Raw genomic sequence first — 19339 nt, 5'->3', positions numbered from 1 at the left:
GGAGTGGTAGTTCAGTTGGTTAGAATACCGGCCTGTCACGCCGGGGGTCGCGGGTTCGAGTCCCGTCCACTCCGCCATTTGATATCGTAACAAAATTAGTAAGTGCATTACCCCATGCACATACCACTGCGGAGTGGTAGTTCAGTTGGTTAGAATACCGGCCTGTCACGCCGGGGGTCGCGGGTTCGAGTCCCGTCCACTCCGCCACTTGTTATTTCCTCAATAGCAAGCAATAAATAATTTCCTTATTAACTAATCCAAATATAATTTTTTATCAGCTATCAGCCATAATTTACACGTAAACCGTAGTAGATTTGAATTAAAAACTCATAGCTTAATTTTTAGTTTAGTTCATAGCTTTACGTGTTATCAGAATTCAAATTGTCCTTTAAAGTAGTTTATATGGCTTGAGGCTAAGTCATAGCGCCGCAGATGTAAAAAGCTTATCTTTATAGTGAAGTGTTAGAGAGGAACGCTGTTGATGTCACAAGCTTTTTCAGAGCTTCTGATACTGTTTCACTTTGCTAAAAGATTTATCGCTATTAGAAAGCGACGTTACTTTCCCGTTAGTGTTGTTTTAAAGCTGTGGTGATGGGTTTAGTTTCTCATAAAAGTTTATTTATAATATCACGCTTACTTATAGGGATATTTTATGATTGAAGTGATTGGCTTAAATAAGCAGTTTGTTACCAACGTGGTTTATCGTGATTACAATAAAGTGTTTAGCAGCCAAAAAATATGCATAGAAGCACCTAATGGCCAAGGGAAAACAACTCTATTGATGATGTTAGCGGGGCTTGAAACTTACGAAAGTGGTGAGCTTTTGTTTTCTGGAAACGCATTAACCGAACCACATAAGCAAGTTGCTATAGCCTCTGACAGTATTGCTTTACCCGACTTTTTAACAGCAAAGCAAATAATTAACTTATCCTCAAATACATTTGGCTGTTGTTGGCCAACAGCTATAGTCGATGGGTTTAGTTTTAATGAATTTCTAAATACGCGCTTTGACGCTCTATCATCAGGGAACCAAAAGAAGTGTCAGTTAATTTTAGCGCTTATGCGCGATGCACCGTATTTACTGTTAGATGAACCCAGTGCAGCGCTTGATCAAGCGAGTATTGAGTATTTATTAATTTTACTTGATGAATATTTAGTAAATAAGCCACAAGGTCAAATAATTATCACCTGTCACGAGCCCGAGCCTTTTTTACTGCATGGCTTTGAGTGTATGCCTTTATGATTGCAAATTTAAAACAATCAATTGGCCAATACCGCTCTTTTATGGATTATCGTTTTCTGGCATACAAGACTGAACTTACACAATTATTATTACAACTGAAAAGCTTTGGGGTGTTATTTTTAGTGGTGTTGGGCTCGTCAGTGTTGGGTTTGATATTGCTACTTTTTTTAGGGCTTGGAAAAATTATTGATAGTAGTGATGCACCTCAATATGGTGCGCAAATGGCTTGGCTGTATTTGCTGCTACAAAGTGTAATGTTAAGCGCAATGAAGTCCGCAATAAAAAACTCAGCCCAACGAGCGTTTCAACAGACATTGGTAAAGCGGTATTGGCTTGGTTTGGTGGATATAAAGCTTTTGCTGTTAAGTAATGGCTGGTTGATTGCAAGCCTTGTTATTGCGATTGACCTGAGCATAAACCAGTGGCTTAGGGTGCCGCATTTTTTGGTGTTTTTACTATTACAATTTATCCTCGGCATTTTATGTTTATACAAGCCAATAGCGCTTGTTTATGGATTTTTGTTATCTGCAATGTGGCTAATGTTACCGTTTGATGTAAGTCCACTGACTTATCAGTGTGGCTTTGTGCTGTTATTTGCCTTAAGCACCTTAATGGTACCTTTTAATTTTGCAGCTAAGTTAGAGCTAAGCTCACTTACAGGCTTTTGGCTAATGTTTTTTATACACAACAGCTGGACTTTGATTTGGCGAGGTGCTTTATTGTTGTGCGTATTTATGGCATTTGAGGTACTACTACAAGAGCGCGCAAATTTAGCTGATATATTTAGTATTTTGTCACTAGCTTTTGTGGTGTTGTTTAGTAGTTCATTACAATTTGATTGTAGTCATCTACATCAACAATATAGTGTGTTTTTTAAAATGCAGAATAAGCAAACAGCATTTTTTATTGGCCAATTTGTTCCTAGTTTAATTGTGCTCTTACTTTCGCTTATTGGTTTTTTTGCTTTATTCAACCAAGCAAGTGGCTTATTGCTATTAACTGGCATTATTTGGTGCGCACTCCAACAAGCTATCGTGCAAAAAAAACCAGCGCATTACGCGCTGGTTTGGATGATCACAACAGGAGGACTGTTGGCTGCGTTAACCTAACGGGTTAAGCTGCATCTGCTTTGCTGTCTTCACTTTTACGTGCGGCTTTGCCTGCTAATAAATCAGCTGGATCAAAGTCATCAACGTTAATCACATCTAAGCGGGCTTTTTCAACAGCGGCTAATTTATCAGCTTCTGCTTGGCTTAATATGCCAGCTTCAAGGCCCATTTTCGCTACTTTATCAAGTTGGAAGAATGGCAGTTTAAGGCCTTTTTCTTTACATACTCGTTCAAATAACGGCTCTACAGCCAGTACGTCTTTAAGTGTTTGCTCTTGACGGCCAACTAGGTTTAGTGGCTCATCTTTTAAGTAAACATAGCTTGCTAAACGGTTACGCGTTTCGCTAGGTACTTGAAGTAGTTGTGCTAGTTTATGCTCAAGTTTGTCGGTAGGTTTACGAACCGGGCGACCAAACGGGAACAACAATACTTTTAATACACCACGTAATGGGGCAGACGGCATGTTATTGATTAAATCAGCAAGGGCACGTTGGCAGTGGTAAAGATGATCCTGACAGCTCCATTTTACTAGAGCTAAATCTTCTTGTTTACGGCCTTCGTCGTTATAGCGTTTAAGCGTTGCAGACACTAAATATAAGTAACTTAGTAAGTCACCTAAACGTGCTGAAATACGTTCTTTACGTTTAAGCGAGCCACCAAATACCGCCATGCTAATGTCAGACATAAGCGCGAGCGATGCACTAAAGCGTGATGCTATACGGTAAAACTCTGCGGTGTCGTCTTTGTACGGTACGCTAGTAAAACGTGCACCACTAAGCGCAAGCCACTTAGTACGTACAAGGTTCGACATTGTAAAGCCAATGTGGCCCATTAGCGCTTTATCAAATACGTTAAGCGCTTCTTCGCGGTCTTCAATTTCACAAGCACCAAGCTCGGTTAGTACAAATGGATGACAGCGAATTGCACCTTGACCATAAATAATCATATTACGGGTCAAGATGTTGGCACCTTCTACTGTTATAGCAATAGGGGCACCTTGATAGCCACGACCTAAATAGTTATTTGGCCCAAGCATAATCCCTTTACCGCCAAGTACGTCCATTGCATGAATGGTCGACTCGCGCATTTGCTCGGTTAGGTGGTATTTAATAATAGCTGAAACAACCGATGGCTTTTCACCTAAATCTACCGCACCCGTTGACATACTAACTGCTGCATCTGAGCTGTAAGCGTAACCTGCAAGTTTAGCCAGTGACTCTTCAACACCTTCCATTTTACCAATTGGTAAACGGAACTGACGACGAATACGGCTGTATGCACCTGTTGCTACGGCAATTGTTTTAATGCCACCGGCAGAGTTTGATGGCAATGTAATTGCACGGCCAACCGATAAACATTCAACCAGCATGCGCCAGCCTTGGCCAGCCATTTCTGGGCCACCAATAATGTAATCAAGGGGTACAAAAATATCTTTACCGCGAGTCGGGCCATTTTGAAATGGTACGTTAAGCGGGAAGTGGCGACGACCAATTTCAACACCTGGCGTGTTAGTTGGAATAAGTGCACAGGTAATACCTGGCTCTTTGTTGTCGCTTAGTAAACCATCTGGATCTTGTAGTTTAAAGGCAAGACCAAGTACTGTAGCCACTGGTGCAAGAGTAATGTAACGCTTGTTCCAAGTAAGGCTAATACCTACTACTTCTTCACCGTTCCATTGCCCTTTACACACAACACCGTAATCAGGAATTGAGCTCGCGTCAGAGCCTGCTTCTGGCGAGGTTAATGCAAAACATGGAATTTCTTGGCCTTGGGCTAAGCGCGGTAAATAATGATTTTTTTGATCTTCTGTACCGTAGTGCTGTAGTAATTCACCTGGGCCTAACGAGTTAGGTACACCTACAATTGACGATAGTAAGGTCGATTTACTGGTTAACTTTTGCAGAACACAAGATTGTGCAAACGCAGAAAACTCTAAACCGCCGTATTCTTTTTTGATGATCATGGCAAAGAATTTATTATCTTTTAGATATTGCCATACATCTTGCGGTAAATCGGTAAGCTCGTGTGTTGCTTCCCAATCATCTAGCATGCTACATACTACTTCTACAGGGCCATCAATAAAGGCTTGCTCTTCAATAGTCAGCTTTGGAACTGGGTATTGGTGTAGCTTTTTCCAATCTGGGTTACCACAAAACAAATCAGCTTCCCACCACGTAGTACCGGCATCGATTGCTGACTTTTCAGTGTCAGACATGCTTGGCGTTACTTTTTTAAAGGTAGTAAAAATCGGCTTGATAATATATTGCTGACGAATGCCAGTAACAGAAAGAGGAACTGCGATGATCAAAAAGATCAACCAGCTAATTAAACCAAAAGCACCTGCAAAGGTACCAATTAGTAATGTTGCGGCAGAAACACCAAGTGCTGTGTTCCAACTCGCTCTGTGGTAAACCGCGATGCTGAGCAGTGCGATTAAACCGAGTGTAAATATGAGTGTCATTGCTTATTCCTTAATAGAGGTCAGACCACCTCAGTTAGAGTAGCGCTAGTGAGCGTAAGTTTCAAGTACATTACAGCGTTAAATTAACGACAAACTAGCCATTATGCTTATCATTATTCCCTTTATAAGGAACAAACATGCACCACTGCTATGTTTAATTCAATCACAGCGATTATTTAAGCGCTAAAAATCAGTAAATCAGCTAGCCAAAAAAGTTTTTTTAAGTAAGTATGTCTGTTGTAGCGCACAGCAAAGTACAGCGCTATTTATACGTATTTTTTAAGGGTTAGTATATTAATGTGTGAATTACTTGGCATGTCAGCCAACGTACCTACGGATATTTGTTTTAGTTTTTCAGGTTTATTAGAGCGCGGTGGTAATACTGGCCCGCATAAAGATGGCTGGGGTATTACGTTTTACGAGGGTAAAGGGTGTAGAACCTTTAAAGATCCTGAGCCAAGCTATCAATCAGAAATCGCCAAGCTAGTAAAAGCCTACCCCATTAAAAGTGTGTCGGTAATTAGCCATATTCGCCAAGGAAACCGTGGCCGAGTGTGCCTTGAAAATACCCATCCGTTTACCCGTGAGCTTTGGGGACGCGAAATTACCTATGCACATAATGGCCAGTTATCTAACTATCACGATTTAAAACCACAATATTATCGCCCTGTGGGTAACACCGACAGTGAGCTGGCGTTTTGTTGGTTGCTAGATAAAATTCGTGAAAAATACCCAAAACGTCCCTCTAATATGGCCTCTGTATTTAGATATGCGGCTAAGCTTTCGCATACGTTACGTGAAAAGGGCGTATTTAATATGTTATTGACCGATGGCGTATTTGTATTGGCGTACTGCACGAATAACTTACACTACATAACGCGCCGAGCGCCATTTGGTAAAGCAACGTTAATTGATGCCGATATGGTGGTTGATTTTAACGAAGAAACCACCCCAAACGATGTAGTAACAGTAATAGCTACACGACCATTAACCAACGACGAACGCTGGCAAAAAATGCAGCCAGGGGAGTTTGCGTTATTTAAAATGGGCGAACTAATTTAGTTAAATAGCCTAAAAGCAAACACAAAAACGCGATATAAAATCGCGTTTTTGTGTTTGCTATCACCGTGTTTACGGCGCTTCTGATCTTACTTCGCTGCCCTCACTTACTGGAGTAGAAACAGGCTGGGTAACGGTAAATGAATTCATTTGTACTTCAAACTGCTCCATGCCTTTTTCGCCTTTCCACATACGTACAAGCATGTAGTCCATTTCTGGTGCAAACCAGGCAAGGGCTTGGCGTTTATCGTTATCGTATAAACGTTTTACTTTTATAGCTTCTACGTTACCAATTGGCAGCGAAATCATTTCTTTGCCAACCACTTCAAAGTTGTAGTCGCGGCGATTGCCTTTTTTATCAATAAGCGGAAACGAAAAATAAGTTTCGCCTTTTTTTAAGCCTTCGCGTACTTGTACTTGATACGAAATAGCATCTTGAAATTCGTCAGTCCATTCGCACTTTAGCGGGTATTCGCTAGTACTACTGGTGACCACTTTATTTTGTGTATCAAAGTCTATTTTATAATCTTTATCTGGGCCGGTGCCGGTACGCACCATATTGTAATGATGAGGAGTGACTTTGTTATCTAAAAAAGTAAATACAGAGGTTTCTTCTCGTTTGTCAGAGAAAATCATCCACTCAATATTGCTGTGGTAAGTAAGTTGATACGTTTGCTCGCCAACTTTTTTAAGTTCGCGTACTGCCTCGCCATGATTTTTACCTTTGCGTAAAATATCGTAGCTGGCTTGATACTCTGTTAGTTTGCCTGCAATTAGGCTAGTAGGAAGTAAAGCGCCCACACATAACAGCAGGGCACTTATTTTTTTATTGTGGGTAGTGCGCGCCGTGTGCAGGAAGTTGTTTTTCGTCAAGAACTGCATAATCTGCTTCCATAGTAAGTCTGTGTTCACTGAACCACTTGACCACCAAAGGATAAATTATATGCTCTTGTTCGTGCACGCGTTTAGCTAATGTTTCTGCTGTATCATCCTTGAGTACAGGTATTTGCGCTTGAAGAATAACGGGACCGCCGTCTAACTCTTCAGTTACAAAATGAACACTTACGCCATGAACATCGTCTTTTGCATCAATTGCTCTTTGGTGGGTATTCAGCCCCTGATACTTAGGCAACAAAGATGGATGAATGTTCAACATTTTTCCAACATATTTTTGCACTAAGCTAGGAGTAAGAATACGCATAAACCCAGCTAATACAACTAGATTTGGCATAAAAGAGTCAATAACGTTCATTAATTGCGCATCATAGGCCTCGCGCGAGTCAAAATCTTTGTGACTGAGCACTTTTGTAGCAATACCTGCTTGTTTTGCACGCTCAAGGCCGTAAGCGTCTGCTTTGTTACTTATAACAGCCGCTATGTGTCCGTTTATTTCGCCGCGCTCGCAGGCATCAATAATGGCTTGTAAATTAGAACCACTACCCGATATTAATACCACTAAGCGAATGGGTGCCATTACTTAGCACCACCTACGATTTCTACTTGCTCTTCCCCGGCAACAGCATCTTGAATTTCACCAAGGTGCCATGCGTTTTCGCCAAGCTCTTTTAAAATGCTTAAGCTTTGCTCTAGCGCGTCGCCTGGTACTACTAATACCATGCCTACACCACAGTTAAATGTACGGTACATTTCGTGCGTAGTAATATTGCCGTTTTCTTGTAACCAGTTAAAAACGGTTGGCCACTGCCAGCTATCGCCTTTAACTACTGCTTTTGCAGAATCAGGTAATACACGCGGAATGTTTTCCCAAAAGCCGCCGCCAGTAATATGCGATAGGGCATGCACGTCTACTTGCTTAAATAATTCAAGTAAAGGTTTAACGTAAATACGGGTTGGCTCTAGTAAGTGCTCGCCTAGTGTTTTGCCGTCAATAACTTGGTTCGTATCGGCGTTTGATACTTCAAGCACTTTACGAATTAAAGAAAAGCCGTTTGAGTGCGGACCGCTAGAGGCAAGGGCAATAAGTTGATCGCCGGCTGCTACTTTTGTGCCATCAATAATTTTAGATTTTTCTACTACGCCGGTACAAAAACCGGCCATGTCGTAGTCTTCACCATCGTACATACCTGGCATTTCAGCTGTTTCGCCGCCAATCAGGGCACAGCCAGAAATCTCACAGCCTTTACCAATACCGGTTACTACATCGGCCGCTGTGTCTACATCTAGTTTACCTGTTGCATAGTAATCTAGAAAAAACAGGGGTTCAGCGCCTTGTACTATTAAATCGTTTACACACATTGCAACTAAATCAATACCTACAGTGTCGTGTTTTTTTAAGTCGATAGCTAAACGTAGTTTAGTACCTACACCGTCAGTACCTGCTACTAGTACTGGCTGTTTGTAACCTTCTGGAATTTCGCAAAGAGCGCCAAAACCACCAATTCCGCCCATTACTTCTGGACGACGCGTTTTTTTAACTACGCCTTTAATACGCTCAACAAGTGCATTACCAGCGTCGATATCTACGCCCGCGTCTTTATAGCTTAATGACTGTTTTTGTTCGCTCACAGGTTTTCCTCAAATAATTGCTTGGGGTTGCTTTTCGATAGCTTAGAAACGCGCGTATTTTACAACAATTGCAACTGCGCGGCTAGCTCAAATATAGTTTTGAAATAATTAACAAGGACACTTGTCCGCTATTAGTTTGTTAATTGCACAAAAAAAGCACCCTAGGGCGTGTTGACCTTTGCGGATTGGAATTTGTTCAATCTAGGGGCGATTAAATCGCGGCGCGAGGTTTGTAACCTAGTGGGCTAAGTAAAAATCGAGCAACAAAGAGTTTATCGTCCCTAGAAAGAACCCGAAGGGCAGCGCATGTTTGGCATTTATGCTGCGTTATCGCCTATTTATGTGGAATAACCACACTTCATAGGCTCTGCCTTGCCTAAAAACCAAACACACTGCTGCAAATTCAACCATCAAAGAACAACACGCCCTGGGTGCTTTTTAGTTATTTATGCTTTGGCAGTTAGTATTGCTCTAAGTGGAGCAGGGTAACCTTCAATGGTTTTACTGGTATCGTTTGGGTCTAAAAAATCAACTAACGATTCGTTTTCCATCCAGTCGGTCCTGCGTTGCTCATCAAGCGTGGTAATTGCGCAATCTTTTATTTGCACATCTTTAAAGCCAACGCGTTCCATCCACAGTTTTAGTGCAGCAGTACTTGGAATAAACCAAACGTTGCGCATTTTTGCGTAGCGGTCGGTAGGTACCAGTACGGTGTTTTCATCGCCTTCAATTACTAACGTTTCTAGTACGAGTTCGCCACCTGGGCGAAGCTGCGCTTTTAACTGCGCTAAAAAATCGATAGGCGAGCGGCGGTGATACAGCACCCCCATAGAAAAAACCGTATCAAACGCTTTAAGCTCGGGTAGTGCTTCTACACCTAATGGTAATAAATGCACGTTTTCATCTGGGTTGTAATGTTTAATGGCCTGAAACTGACACAAAAATAAATCAGAAGGGTCAATACCCACTACAAATTCAGCGCCTTCACCGCGCATACGCCATAAGTGATAGCCAGAGCCACAGCCTATATCTAATACTGTGCGGCCTTTTAATGGCTCAATATGAGGAAGCAGGCGGTCCCACTTCCAATCGCTGCGCCACTCAGTGTTTATTTCAATACCGTGTACAGTAAAGGGACCTTTGCGCCATGGAATCATGCGTTTTAATAAATGCGTGGCTTGTTTTTGCTCGCCTTCGCTCATCTCCCCCGGTGCGCCAATTTCTACTTTAGTGGCGATATCAACGTGGGTTGTTTTTACTTCTGGCAAATTTTTAAGTACTTTTTGCCATTTTGGTAAATCGCCATGGCTTGCCTCGTTTTGCCAATGCTTTAATTGAGCGGGCAGGGTTTCTAGCCAGTGGCTAAGCGGGCTTTGTGCAATTGCTGCGTAAAATTGGTTAAACCATTGAGACATAAGTCACTCTCTTTATTTAATTGCTACCATTGAGCAAAAATTAAAACATTGATACCACACCTGCGTTTGGCTAAAACCAATGTCGCTTAAACGATTAAAGTGAGTGCTTAGCGTATCGGGGCGCATCACGTTTTCAATGGCAGTACGTTTTTGGCTTATTTCAAGCTCTGAGTAGCCATTGTGGCGTTTAAAGTCGTGGTGCAAATCAATTAATAAATTATCGCACTGCTCGTTTTCGGCTTTAATTTTTTCGCTAAGGAGCAGTACGCCACCGGGTTTTAAGTTAGCGTAAATTTTTTCAAGCACGGCTTGGCGCTGTAAAGGCGGAATAAATTGCAAGGTAAAATTCATGGCTACTACCGAGGCATTTTGAATCTCAAGCTCATTAATATCGCCTAAAGTTACTGTAACAGGCACGTCTGATTTAAAGCCTTGTAAATGAACCTTACAACGCTCAACCATAGCTTGTGAGTTATCTACAGCAATAATGTGGCAGTTATCGGTGCGAATATTACGGCGCATACTTAGGGTAACTGCACCAAGCGAGCAGCCTAAATCGTAAAGGTTTGAATTACTTTGCGCATATTCACCGGCCAATTTACCCATAGTGCTTACAATGGTGGCGTACCCAGGCACAGAGCGCTGAATCATATCCGGAAAAACCTCAACCACATTTTGGTCGAAGCTAAAATCTTTTACTTGTTGCTCAGAGGCGTAAATACTGTCTTTTATACTCACTAAGGCAGTCTCTTTAAAAATAATGGCACTATTTTAACATTTTATACTGGATAGTCAGTGATAAATTCAGTAGCTTGGCTAGAATTATGAATAATAAGTATAAAAGAGAACGTTAAATGAGCAAAAGTAAGGTAATTAGCACAGACGATATATTAGCAACCCTATGTCATTCAGTGACGGGTGTTCTGTCATCAGCCAGTGGTAACAAAATTAGCTACTCGGCTATGGTGCAAAAAATAACGCGCACCTGTATGCGTCCAGACATTGGCTGTTTTGTATTATTTGATGGTGGCTTTACAGGGCTGGTAGTCACTAATTTTACAGCGCAAGCGGCAATGGAAATTTACGGCGATTACATGCGCAATATGGGCATGCCTGAAGAAGAAATTGCCCACAGTCATTTATCGGATGACGTTTCAAATGTAATGGGCGAACTGATGAACCAAATTGTTGGTGACTTCACTTCTAAAGTGCGTGAGCAGCTGCATACCTCTATTACGCAAAACCAGCCAAAAATGATGGCGATTAATAAACAAGTGCAAATATCGGTTGATACCACAATGGACCGTCCACAAGCACGCCGCGTAACCTTTACTACGCGCAACCAAAATATCTTTTACCTAGAGCTGGCAATGGATAAAACAGAGTTTATTAAACTACATGACTTTGACATTGTAGAAGCGATAGACCCTGATGATATTATCGAAAACGAAGCTAAGCAAAAGGCCGAAAAAGCAAAAGCTAAGTCAAAAGAAGCAGAACAAGATGATGCCGATGATGACTTTATGGCTGAGCTAGGGCTGTAATGTAGGTTGGGTTGAGCGAAGCGAAACCCAACGTGCTTTTGAGCTGTCAGTTTTAAGCTATCAGCGGTCAGATCAGACCGCTGACCGTTCATGAATAAGGATTCTCTCCCATCGCCACTACCACACAAAAAATCCTCAAATCTAACTCTAACTGATGGTATTGCGGCTCCATATGGCAGCACAATTTATAAAAGCTCTTGTTGTGGTCTTTTTCTTTAAAGTGGGCGAGTTCGTGTACGACTAGCGCTTTTAACAGTGGCTCAGGTGCGCGCAGTAAATCGCTGTTTATGGCTAAATCGTGCTTACGGGTTTTACCTTGCATGCGGTAGGTGTGGGTACCGAGTGCATTGGTTACCATATCCCCTTGTTTTTTAAATGCAGCGCGGCCAAACGGTGGGGCGTTTTTTAAATACTGCTTTTTTAAATCAGTGGCGTAACTGTAAAGTAGTTTGTCGGTGGTGATGGTGTGCGCATGTGGGTATTTTTTAAGTAAGTAGTCACATACCTTATTGTTATTTATAAGGCTTAATACTTGCTCAACAATGTTAGCTGGGTAGCCGGTAAAGTAACGTGCGTATTCACTCATTTGTATTCTCTATTTAAAAAAGCGTTGGCTGGTGGGCTTCTTTTTCGCCGCTGAATGGATTTAATACTGGGTGATTATACCCTAGGTCTTCACAAAACTGCCTAGCGAGTAGTGGAGATTCACGGTTATCGGCAGTATGAAAAAAAACATACGGGGTTTTTCCCTCATCAAGCCATTGTTTTACTTTATTGAGCCACGGTTTATAAAAGGGTTTATAGTCGTTTTGTAAATCGGCTATTACAAAGCGTGCCATCGGCTGCGAGCCAGTAGCTATTGCATGTACCGGTAAGTGGGGCTTTTTTTGTTGTGCATCTATTAAAGCCTCGGTGGTGGGCTTTACTGCAAAAAGCGCACGGGTATCCATAGAAATACGGTTTATATTATTTGCCATTAATAGCTGATTAAGGGCAATTTCGGCCTCACCTTTTTTAAAAAAACCACTATGGCGTACTTCTACGCCGTAATTTAGCTCTTTGGGGAGCAAGCTAATAAATTGCGTTAATTTAGGTAAATCGCTTGGCCCAAACGCTTTGGGTAGTTGCAGCATTATTTGCCCTGTTTTTTCAAGTATTGGGGCAAATAACGTAAGCCAGTCATTAAGTTCTGTTTGAACATTACTAAGCGCAAGCTCGTGGCTAAAGCGACGATGAAACTTAAACGTAAATTTAAAGTCCTCGGGTACGCTTTGAGCCCAGCGTAAAACAGTGCTTGGCGCTGGGTCTGCGTAAAAGCTGGTATTGCCTTCAACTGAATTAAAATGCTGGGCATATTGGCTTAGCATATCGGCATTTTTACATTGGCGGGTAAATAAGTTGCCTTTCCAGGCGCTGCTCGACCACTGAGGGCATCCAATATATAACATAAAAAAGGGTGGCTTAATGACTTCGTGGCGTAAGTGTACCAAATACATACGGTGCTTGCTGCAAATTAACATTACAAAGCTAAACACACGCTCTAGGGCGTGTTGATCTTTGTAGATTGAAATTTGTTCAATCTAGGGGCGATTAAATCGCGGCGCGAGGTTTGTAACCTAGTGGGCTCGATAACTGCTCCTGCGTTATTCTAATGACTTACATCCCTGTAAGAATAAGTAAAAATCGAGCAAAGCTTCCGCGTCCTGCTCACGCCCCTTACCTACATCCATGTAGGCAACAAAGAGTTAATCGTCCCTAGAAAGAACCCAAAGGGCAGCGCATGTTTGGCATTTATGCTGCGTTATCGCCTTTTTATGGGGAATAACCACACTACATAGACTCTGCCTTGCCTAAAAGCCAAACATACTGCTGCAAATTCAACCACCAACGTTCAACACGCCCTAGCATCTTGATACTACTTGGGTATAATGCAGGGCTTAATTTGATTATTTTTAGATTGCTAGCGGCTTTATTTGTATTGTGGTGACCAGTTTTTTAAATCACACGCCTTAAAACAAATAAATATAACCGTTTAAGCCTTTTATCTGACAGGAAAACTATGCGCTCTATATATTGCGGACAGCTAAATAAAACTCACGTAGATCAAGAAGTTGAACTATGTGGCTGGATCAACAAACGACGTGACCTTGGTGGACTTATCTTTGTCGATTTACGCGATAGAGAAGGGTTAGTACAAGTTGTATTCGATCCAGAGGTTGAAGGACTAATGGATAACGCTAACAAACTTCGCCAAGAGTTTTGTGTGCAGTTAAAAGGTGTTGTACGTGCGCGCCCAGAAAGCCAAGTAAATAAAGACATGGCAACAGGCGAAGTAGAAATTTTAGGTACTGAGCTAACTATTATTAACCGCTCTGAGCCGCTTCCGCTTGATTTTAATCAAACCAATTCTGAAGAGCGCCGCTTAAAGTACCGCTACTTAGATTTACGTCGCCTTGAAATGAGCGACCGTATTAAACTGCGCGCTAAAGCAAGCAGCTTTGTTCGTCGCTTTTTAGATGACAATGGCTTTTTAGACATTGAAACACCTGTACTTACAAAAGCAACACCAGAAGGTGCACGCGATTACTTAGTACCAAGCCGTGTTCATAAAGGTAGCTTTTACGCATTACCACAGTCGCCACAGTTGTTTAAGCAATTGTTGATGATGTCGGGTTTTGACCGTTACTACCAAATTGTTAAATGTTTCCGTGATGAAGATTTACGTGCCGATCGTCAACCTGAATTTACCCAAATAGATTTAGAAACCTCGTTCATGAGCTCAGATCAAGTACGTGGTATGACTGAAAAAATGATCCGTGAAATGTGGCAATCATTACTAAACGTTGATTTAGGCGATTTCCCAATTATGCCTTACAGCGAAGCAATGAGCCTTTACGGTTCTGATAAGCCAGACTTACGTAACCCAATGAAGCTTGTTGATGTAGCTGATTTAGTAAAAGACGTAGAGTTTAACGTATTTTCAGGACCAGCTAACGACGAAAAAGGCCGCGTTGCTGTATTAACAGTACCAGGTGGCGCTAAGCTTTCGCGTAAGCAACTTGACGATTACACTAAGTTTATTGGCATTTACGGCGCTAAAGGTATGGCGTGGATGAAAGTAAACGACCGTGATGCAGGCGCTGAAGGCGTTCAATCTCCAGTTGCTAAGTTTTTAAACGAAGAGGTAATTACCCAGTTACTTGAGCGTACTAACGCACAAACGGGCGACATTATTTTATTTGGTGCCGATAAACGCAACGTTGTAAACGAAGCAATGGGCGCGCTTCGCTTGAAGATTGGTGTTGATTTAGAAATCACTAACCTTGATAGCTGGGCGCCACTTTGGGTTGTTGACTTCCCAATGTTTGAAGAAGATGACGAAGGCACGTTACATGCTGTGCATCATCCATTCACAGCACCAAAAGATATTAGCGCAGAAGAGCTTGAAGCAAACCCAGCAGCGGCTATTTCAGATGCTTACGACATGGTATTAAACGGCTACGAAGTAGGTGGCGGTTCGGTACGTATTCATAATGCTGATATGCAAGAAGCAGCATTTAGAATTTTAGGTATTGATGCGCAAGAGCAACAAGACAAGTTTGGCTTTTTACTTGATGCCCTTAAATACGGCACACCACCACATGCTGGTTTAGCCTTTGGTCTTGACCGTTTAGTTATGCTTTTATGTGGTACCGATAACATTCGTGACGTTATTGCGTTCCCTAAAACCACTCAAGCATCGTGCTTATTAACCGATGCACCTAGCAAAGCTAATAGCGACTCGTTAACTGAGCTTGCAATCAGTGTGGTAGAAAAAGCAATTCCTAGCGAAGAGTAATGTCGCGCGCAACAAATGCGCTTAGCTAGATTTAAAAACCCTTAGGAGTATGCCTAGGGGTTTTTTTATGGTTAAATTTAAACCAGTTCATACCAATCGTGTTAAGTTATTAGTCTATTTAGCAAGCTAGAATAGTTAAATATTTAAGTCGATTGGTATCAAATATTATTCAATAGACAGGGAGTTCGTATGTCGTTTAATCTCACATTATTTGGTGAATTTTTAGCTTTTTTTATTTTGTTTTGCATTCCAATTTTTGCGCTTATTAGCTACAAAATAGGTAAACGCAAAAGCACCATGCCGGGCGTTTTAGCTTTTGTGGGCGGGTGCTTAGCGGTATTTCCGCTCTTTGGCTTAATTTTTATCGCCTTATTAGCGCTTAAACAAGATTTGCCAAAAACCAGCCCTTATGCCCATTAAACAACCCTAAATACGGACACGTAGTCACAGTGCCAATTTCTAATAATAGCTATTATTGCGATCAGCAATTTAGTGCCTTACAGCTAGCAAAACACACACTCGAAAACACAGAATTTGAAGCATGTACGTTTATAGATTGCGACTTATCTCAGGGGCAATTTAAAACGTGTCGATTTATAGAGTGCAGTTTTGAGCATTGCAATTTATCGAGCATTGAATGGGGATACAGCTCGCTTGAAAGTGTAAGCTTTAGCCATTGTAAGTTAAACAGCGTGCAATGGAGCAATGCTGATTGGGGAGCGCTAAGTATTGATGCGCCGGTGAGCTTTAATAGCTGTGAGCTTAGTAACAGCTCTTTTTATGAATTAACTTTAAAATCACTAAAATTAATTCACTGCTTTGCAAAAAATGTTGATTTTAGACATGCCAATTTAAAGCAAAGTACATTTACAGGAAGTAATTTTCGCGATAGTGAGTTTTTTCAAACCACTTTAACGGAGTGTGACTTTGTAGGGGCTACAGAATTTAATATAGATTTAAACAGTAATACGTTAGCGGGGGCTAAGTTTGAGCGCTTTGAAGCCCTTAATTTACTTACAAGCCTTAATATTGAGCTTTGCGATTAATGTGTGAGGAGCGTTTAGAAGCTGCATATTGCAAGCCTCTAAACAATGAATAACCTTCAATAAGATTAAACACTAGCCTGTAGCTTGGTATTAACAGCTAGGGCCATTTTTATTACGTGCGTTTGCCAATGTGCGGGCAATTTCAAGCAGTGCAGGGGTGATGTCATCAGCGCCGTCTTTAATTAACTTGGTTACATCGCCTGATGAATATAAGCTATCGCGCGGCGACTTAATACCAAGTTCGCGCACAAAGTCTTTTGTTTTACCTGTGCTGCCTGTTTCAATAAATTTAAATATAATACGCTCGTTGTTACTTTTTGGCTCGGCCTGTAACACGGCAATTTCTTCTTTATAGGCTTCTATTCGACTTTGCAAAATGTCGATACGTTGTTCAATAGTGCTGTATGATTTCATGGGGTACTTTTCTAAATTAACTAAAAATAATACCCGTATTATCGCATACATTAGCAATGGCGCGCGCTAACCTTTATAGTAAAAGTTATTTTTATTTAAAAACAATAATTTATATAAGCTACAACATGCATAAAACAATAAAAAAGTTACTAACATTAAGTGCATTTAGCCTAAGTGCGAGTTTAATATCACCATTAAGCTTTGCTGATGATGTAATAGTGGATCAAAGCCGCAATCGCACCATCCCTATAAATATCACATACCCCAATGAGAGTAATCAATGCAGCGTACACGCAAAGTGCCCTGTAGCATTTGTAAATGCAGGCTACGGCATTAGCCACAATGACTACGCGTTTGCGAGTAAGCTATTTAATGCACAGGGTTATTTAAGCATTGCAGTCGCGCATGAGCTAAAAACCGACCCCGCGCTTAATCGCATACAGCCTTATTTAACCACCCGAATGGAAAACTGGCATCGCGGTGTGGTTACCCTTAAATTTTTAGTTAATCAGCTAAGTGCTCAATACCCTGAGTATAACTTTTCCCAGCTCACGTTATTTGGCCACTCAAACGGTGGCGATATATCTGCTTTATATGCTTCAATTTACCCAAATGAAGTAAGCCAACTAATTACCCTCGATCACCGACGCATGTTGATCCCACGTAATAAAAATATACGCGTGCTTACACTGCGTGGTAGTGATTACGCAGCCGATGCGAATGTTTTATTAAATGAAACAGAGCTAAAAAACTTCCCTGTTAGCCAAGTAATGATTGAAAAATCGCGCCATAACGATATGCACGACGGCGGGCCAAAATGGCTGGCGGATAGAATGAGTAAAGAAATCAAGGCGTTTTTAAATTAACAAAAATTTGTAGAGCTTTATTTTAGGGCCTGTTGACCTTTCAGGGTTATAATTTGTTCAATCTAGGGGCCATTTAATCACGGCGCGAGGTTTGTAACCTAGTGGGCTAAGTAAAAATCGAGTAAAGCTTCCGCGTCCTGCTCACGCCCCTTACCTACATCCATGTAGGCAACAAAGAGTAAATGGCCCCTAGGCAGAACCCTTTGGGCAGCGCCTGTTTGGCATTTATACGTCGTTATCGCCTATTTATGGGGAACAACCACACTACATAGGCTCTGCCTTGCCTAAATACCAAACAGACTGCTGCAAATTCAACCTCGAAAGGTAAACAGGCCCTAAATAGCGCAGCCACAGCTGCGCTATTTTTGTTTTAGTTACTCAACTAATTCACTTACTACAATTGGGCTGTTATGCAGGGTTTTATGCACTGGGCATTTGTCGGCTATTTCTAGCAGACGCTGGCGCTGTGCTTCGGTTAAGTCGCCGCGTAGGGTAATTTTACGGGTAATGGCCTCTAGGTTTTGGGTGCATTCGCCGTTGTCGCAATCTTTGTAATAGTCGCGGGTGTGTTCAAGTTCTACTTTTACATGATCAAGCGGCAGCTTTTTTAAGGTTGCATACATACGCAGTGTCATTGAGGTACACGCGCCTAGACCTGCGAGTATATGGTCGTACGGATCGGGGCCTAAATTACTGCCACCTACTTTTAATGGCTCATCGGCAAGCCATGTATGATCTTTAGTACTTACGTGCTGAGTAAATATATGATCTTTTTCTTCAACCAGTACTTTGCCGTTTTCTAATTTTGCGCTGTAGTTGCTTTGCTCATATTTAACGTAGCGGTTTGCCCAATTAGCAATAAGCGTAGCAGCGTACTCGGCATCGTTTTTATTACTTAGTAAGTGGTCGGCGTTATCGAGGCTAATAAAGCTTTTTGGGTGTTTGGCTGATGCATAAATTTTCTCGGCTTCTGAAATATTAACCGTGGCATCAACAGGGGAGTGCATAACTAAAAGTGCGCGTTTTAATTTGCCTATATGGCTACGGTCGTACTTTGCTATGTCCTCTACAAATTGTTTTTTTATGGTAAATTCGCGCCCAGCTAAGCTAACTTTAGCTTCACCTGCGGCGTTTATTTCGTCTAAATGGGCTTCAAAGTTATGTGCAACGTGTTGTGCATCTGAAGGAGCGCCAATTGTTGTAATAGCCGATACCTCAGGAATATGCTCTGCAGCAGCCAGTACGGCAGCGCCGCCTAAGCTGTGGCCAATTAATAACTGCGGCGCATCAAAGTGCGTACGCAGGTGATCGGCTGCGGCCACTAAATCTTGAATATTTGATGAGAAGTTACTGTTTGCAAAGTCGCCGTCGCTATTGCCAAGACCGGTAAAGTCAAAGCGCAGTACGGCAATACCCTGTTGGGTAAGGGCGCGGCTTATGCGCGTAGCGGCAGCAATATCTTTCCCACAGGTAAAGCAGTGTGCAAATAAAGCATAAAACTTTACATCGCCGGCTGGGCGTTCAAGCTGGCCTGCAAGTTCTAAATCGCCGCTTTTAAAAGATACTTTTTGTCGCATAGAAGAGCCTTAGTGTTTCATTAAAATACGTTACAATAATAGATAAGATATAAGCACTAACTAGTGTAATTTCAATGTTTATTATGCTTTGATCTTGATCAAGTAAACTGTTTACTATTTCATCGTGAGGACATTTGTCCTTATGTTTTTTGGGTGGTTTGTCTATCCTCGCACAGCGCTATAATGAAGGTTTTGCTACTTTATATTGGCTAATTAGCTATATTTTAAAGCAGCTCACTTC

Annotated in this window: 18 protein-coding genes and 2 tRNA genes; 10 read left to right on the top strand and 10 right to left on the bottom strand. The window is 41.6% G+C overall.

From position 1 onward, the window contains the following. From MTN96_RS33670 to MTN96_RS33655, 4 genes are all read left to right on the top strand, one after another. A tRNA-Asp gene (locus tag MTN96_RS33670) sits at positions 1-77 on the top strand. Positions 78-130: 53 nt separating this feature from the next. Continuing rightward, positions 131-207, top strand: a tRNA-Asp gene (locus MTN96_RS33665). A 445-nt stretch (positions 208-652) separates the two neighbouring features. Beyond that, positions 653-1243, top strand: coding sequence for an ATP-binding cassette domain-containing protein (locus MTN96_RS33660; protein ID WP_248534361.1), 591 nt, complete (start codon positions 653-655; stop codon positions 1241-1243). Further along, entirely contained in the window at positions 1240-2352 is a 1113-nt protein-coding gene (locus tag MTN96_RS33655; RefSeq protein ID WP_248534359.1) for a DUF6136 family protein, read from the top strand. Before MTN96_RS33660 ends, MTN96_RS33655 begins: the two co-directional genes overlap by 4 nt. Before the next feature lie 4 nt (positions 2353-2356). Here MTN96_RS33655 and fadE read toward each other — a convergent pair whose 3' ends face one another. Then, positions 2357-4813 carry an acyl-CoA dehydrogenase FadE gene (gene fadE, locus MTN96_RS33650; protein ID WP_024033679.1) on the bottom strand — a complete coding sequence of 819 codons (2457 nt, stop codon included), beginning with the start codon at positions 4811-4813 and terminating at the stop codon, positions 2357-2359. Between the two features lie 297 nt (positions 4814-5110). On the opposite strand from fadE, the gene MTN96_RS33645 reads away from it, so the two are divergent. Further along, complete coding sequence (locus tag MTN96_RS33645; RefSeq protein ID WP_004587229.1) at positions 5111-5875, top strand: class II glutamine amidotransferase; 765 nt, start codon at positions 5111-5113, stop codon at positions 5873-5875. A gap of 69 nt (positions 5876-5944) precedes the next feature. Here MTN96_RS33645 and MTN96_RS33640 read toward each other — a convergent pair whose 3' ends face one another. The 5 genes from MTN96_RS33640 to cmoA all read right to left on the bottom strand — a co-directional run bounded on the left by MTN96_RS33640 (position 5945) and on the right by cmoA (position 10551). Next, positions 5945-6682, bottom strand: a complete 738-nt coding sequence (locus MTN96_RS33640) for a DUF3108 domain-containing protein (protein WP_248534363.1) — start codon at positions 6680-6682, stop codon at positions 5945-5947. 16 nt (positions 6683-6698) lie between these two features. Beyond that, complete coding sequence (gene purN, locus MTN96_RS33635; RefSeq protein ID WP_004588939.1) at positions 6699-7346, bottom strand: phosphoribosylglycinamide formyltransferase; 648 nt, start codon at positions 7344-7346, stop codon at positions 6699-6701. Further along, positions 7346-8398, bottom strand: a complete 1053-nt coding sequence (purM, locus tag MTN96_RS33630) for a phosphoribosylformylglycinamidine cyclo-ligase (protein WP_029772582.1) — start codon at positions 8396-8398, stop codon at positions 7346-7348. The genes purN and purM overlap by 1 nt, the downstream gene beginning before the upstream one ends. A gap of 446 nt (positions 8399-8844) precedes the next feature. Next, entirely contained in the window at positions 8845-9813 is a 969-nt protein-coding gene (gene cmoB, locus MTN96_RS33625) for a tRNA 5-methoxyuridine(34)/uridine 5-oxyacetic acid(34) synthase CmoB (protein WP_248534357.1), read from the bottom strand. A 12-nt stretch (positions 9814-9825) separates the two neighbouring features. After that, on the bottom strand, positions 9826-10551 hold the full coding sequence (gene cmoA, locus MTN96_RS33620; RefSeq protein ID WP_004588942.1) for a carboxy-S-adenosyl-L-methionine synthase CmoA: 726 nt from the start codon (positions 10549-10551) through the stop codon (positions 9826-9828). A 116-nt stretch (positions 10552-10667) separates the two neighbouring features. Here cmoA and MTN96_RS33615 point away from each other — a divergent pair, with 116 nt between their 5' ends. Further along, positions 10668-11357 carry a DUF3334 family protein gene (locus tag MTN96_RS33615; RefSeq protein WP_248534354.1) on the top strand — a complete coding sequence of 230 codons (690 nt, stop codon included), beginning with the start codon at positions 10668-10670 and terminating at the stop codon, positions 11355-11357. Between the two features lie 88 nt (positions 11358-11445). Here MTN96_RS33615 and MTN96_RS33610 read toward each other — a convergent pair whose 3' ends face one another. Next, on the bottom strand, positions 11446-11943 hold the full coding sequence (locus MTN96_RS33610; RefSeq protein WP_055255240.1) for a M48 family metallopeptidase: 498 nt from the start codon (positions 11941-11943) through the stop codon (positions 11446-11448). Between the two features lie 13 nt (positions 11944-11956). Next, positions 11957-12805: a DUF72 domain-containing protein gene (locus MTN96_RS33605; RefSeq protein WP_055255241.1), complete on the bottom strand. Its 849-nt coding sequence runs from the start codon at positions 12803-12805 to the stop codon at positions 11957-11959. 611 nt (positions 12806-13416) lie between these two features. On the opposite strand from MTN96_RS33605, the gene aspS reads away from it, so the two are divergent. The 3 genes from aspS (at position 13417) to MTN96_RS33590 (ending at position 16241) form a co-directional block, all read left to right on the top strand. After that, positions 13417-15195: an aspartate--tRNA ligase gene (gene aspS, locus MTN96_RS33600; protein ID WP_029772588.1), complete on the top strand. Its 1779-nt coding sequence runs from the start codon at positions 13417-13419 to the stop codon at positions 15193-15195. Between the two features lie 189 nt (positions 15196-15384). Continuing rightward, on the top strand, positions 15385-15615 hold the full coding sequence (locus MTN96_RS33595; RefSeq protein ID WP_024033669.1) for a hypothetical protein: 231 nt from the start codon (positions 15385-15387) through the stop codon (positions 15613-15615). 29 nt (positions 15616-15644) lie between these two features. Then, positions 15645-16241: a pentapeptide repeat-containing protein gene (locus tag MTN96_RS33590; RefSeq protein ID WP_248534351.1), complete on the top strand. Its 597-nt coding sequence runs from the start codon at positions 15645-15647 to the stop codon at positions 16239-16241. 90 nt (positions 16242-16331) lie between these two features. Here the strand turns inward: MTN96_RS33590 and MTN96_RS33585 are convergent, their stop codons facing one another. Further along, positions 16332-16655: a hypothetical protein gene (locus MTN96_RS33585; RefSeq protein ID WP_004588950.1), complete on the bottom strand. Its 324-nt coding sequence runs from the start codon at positions 16653-16655 to the stop codon at positions 16332-16334. Positions 16656-16780: 125 nt separating this feature from the next. Here MTN96_RS33585 and MTN96_RS33580 point away from each other — a divergent pair, with 125 nt between their 5' ends. Next, a complete protein-coding gene (locus MTN96_RS33580) occupies positions 16781-17521 on the top strand; it encodes an alpha/beta hydrolase (RefSeq protein ID WP_096041953.1) in 741 nt (246 codons plus the stop codon). 374 nt (positions 17522-17895) lie between these two features. On the opposite strand, the gene MTN96_RS33575 is transcribed toward MTN96_RS33580, so the two are convergent. Next, positions 17896-19098: a bifunctional alpha/beta hydrolase/OsmC family protein gene (locus MTN96_RS33575; protein ID WP_096041952.1), complete on the bottom strand. Its 1203-nt coding sequence runs from the start codon at positions 19096-19098 to the stop codon at positions 17896-17898. Positions 19099-19339: the final 241 nt, after the last annotated feature.

Source organism: Pseudoalteromonas sp. 2CM28B, from assembly GCF_023161935.1.
Note: the sequence above shows the minus strand (reverse complement) of the source record. Positions and strands in the feature narration are given on the sequence as shown.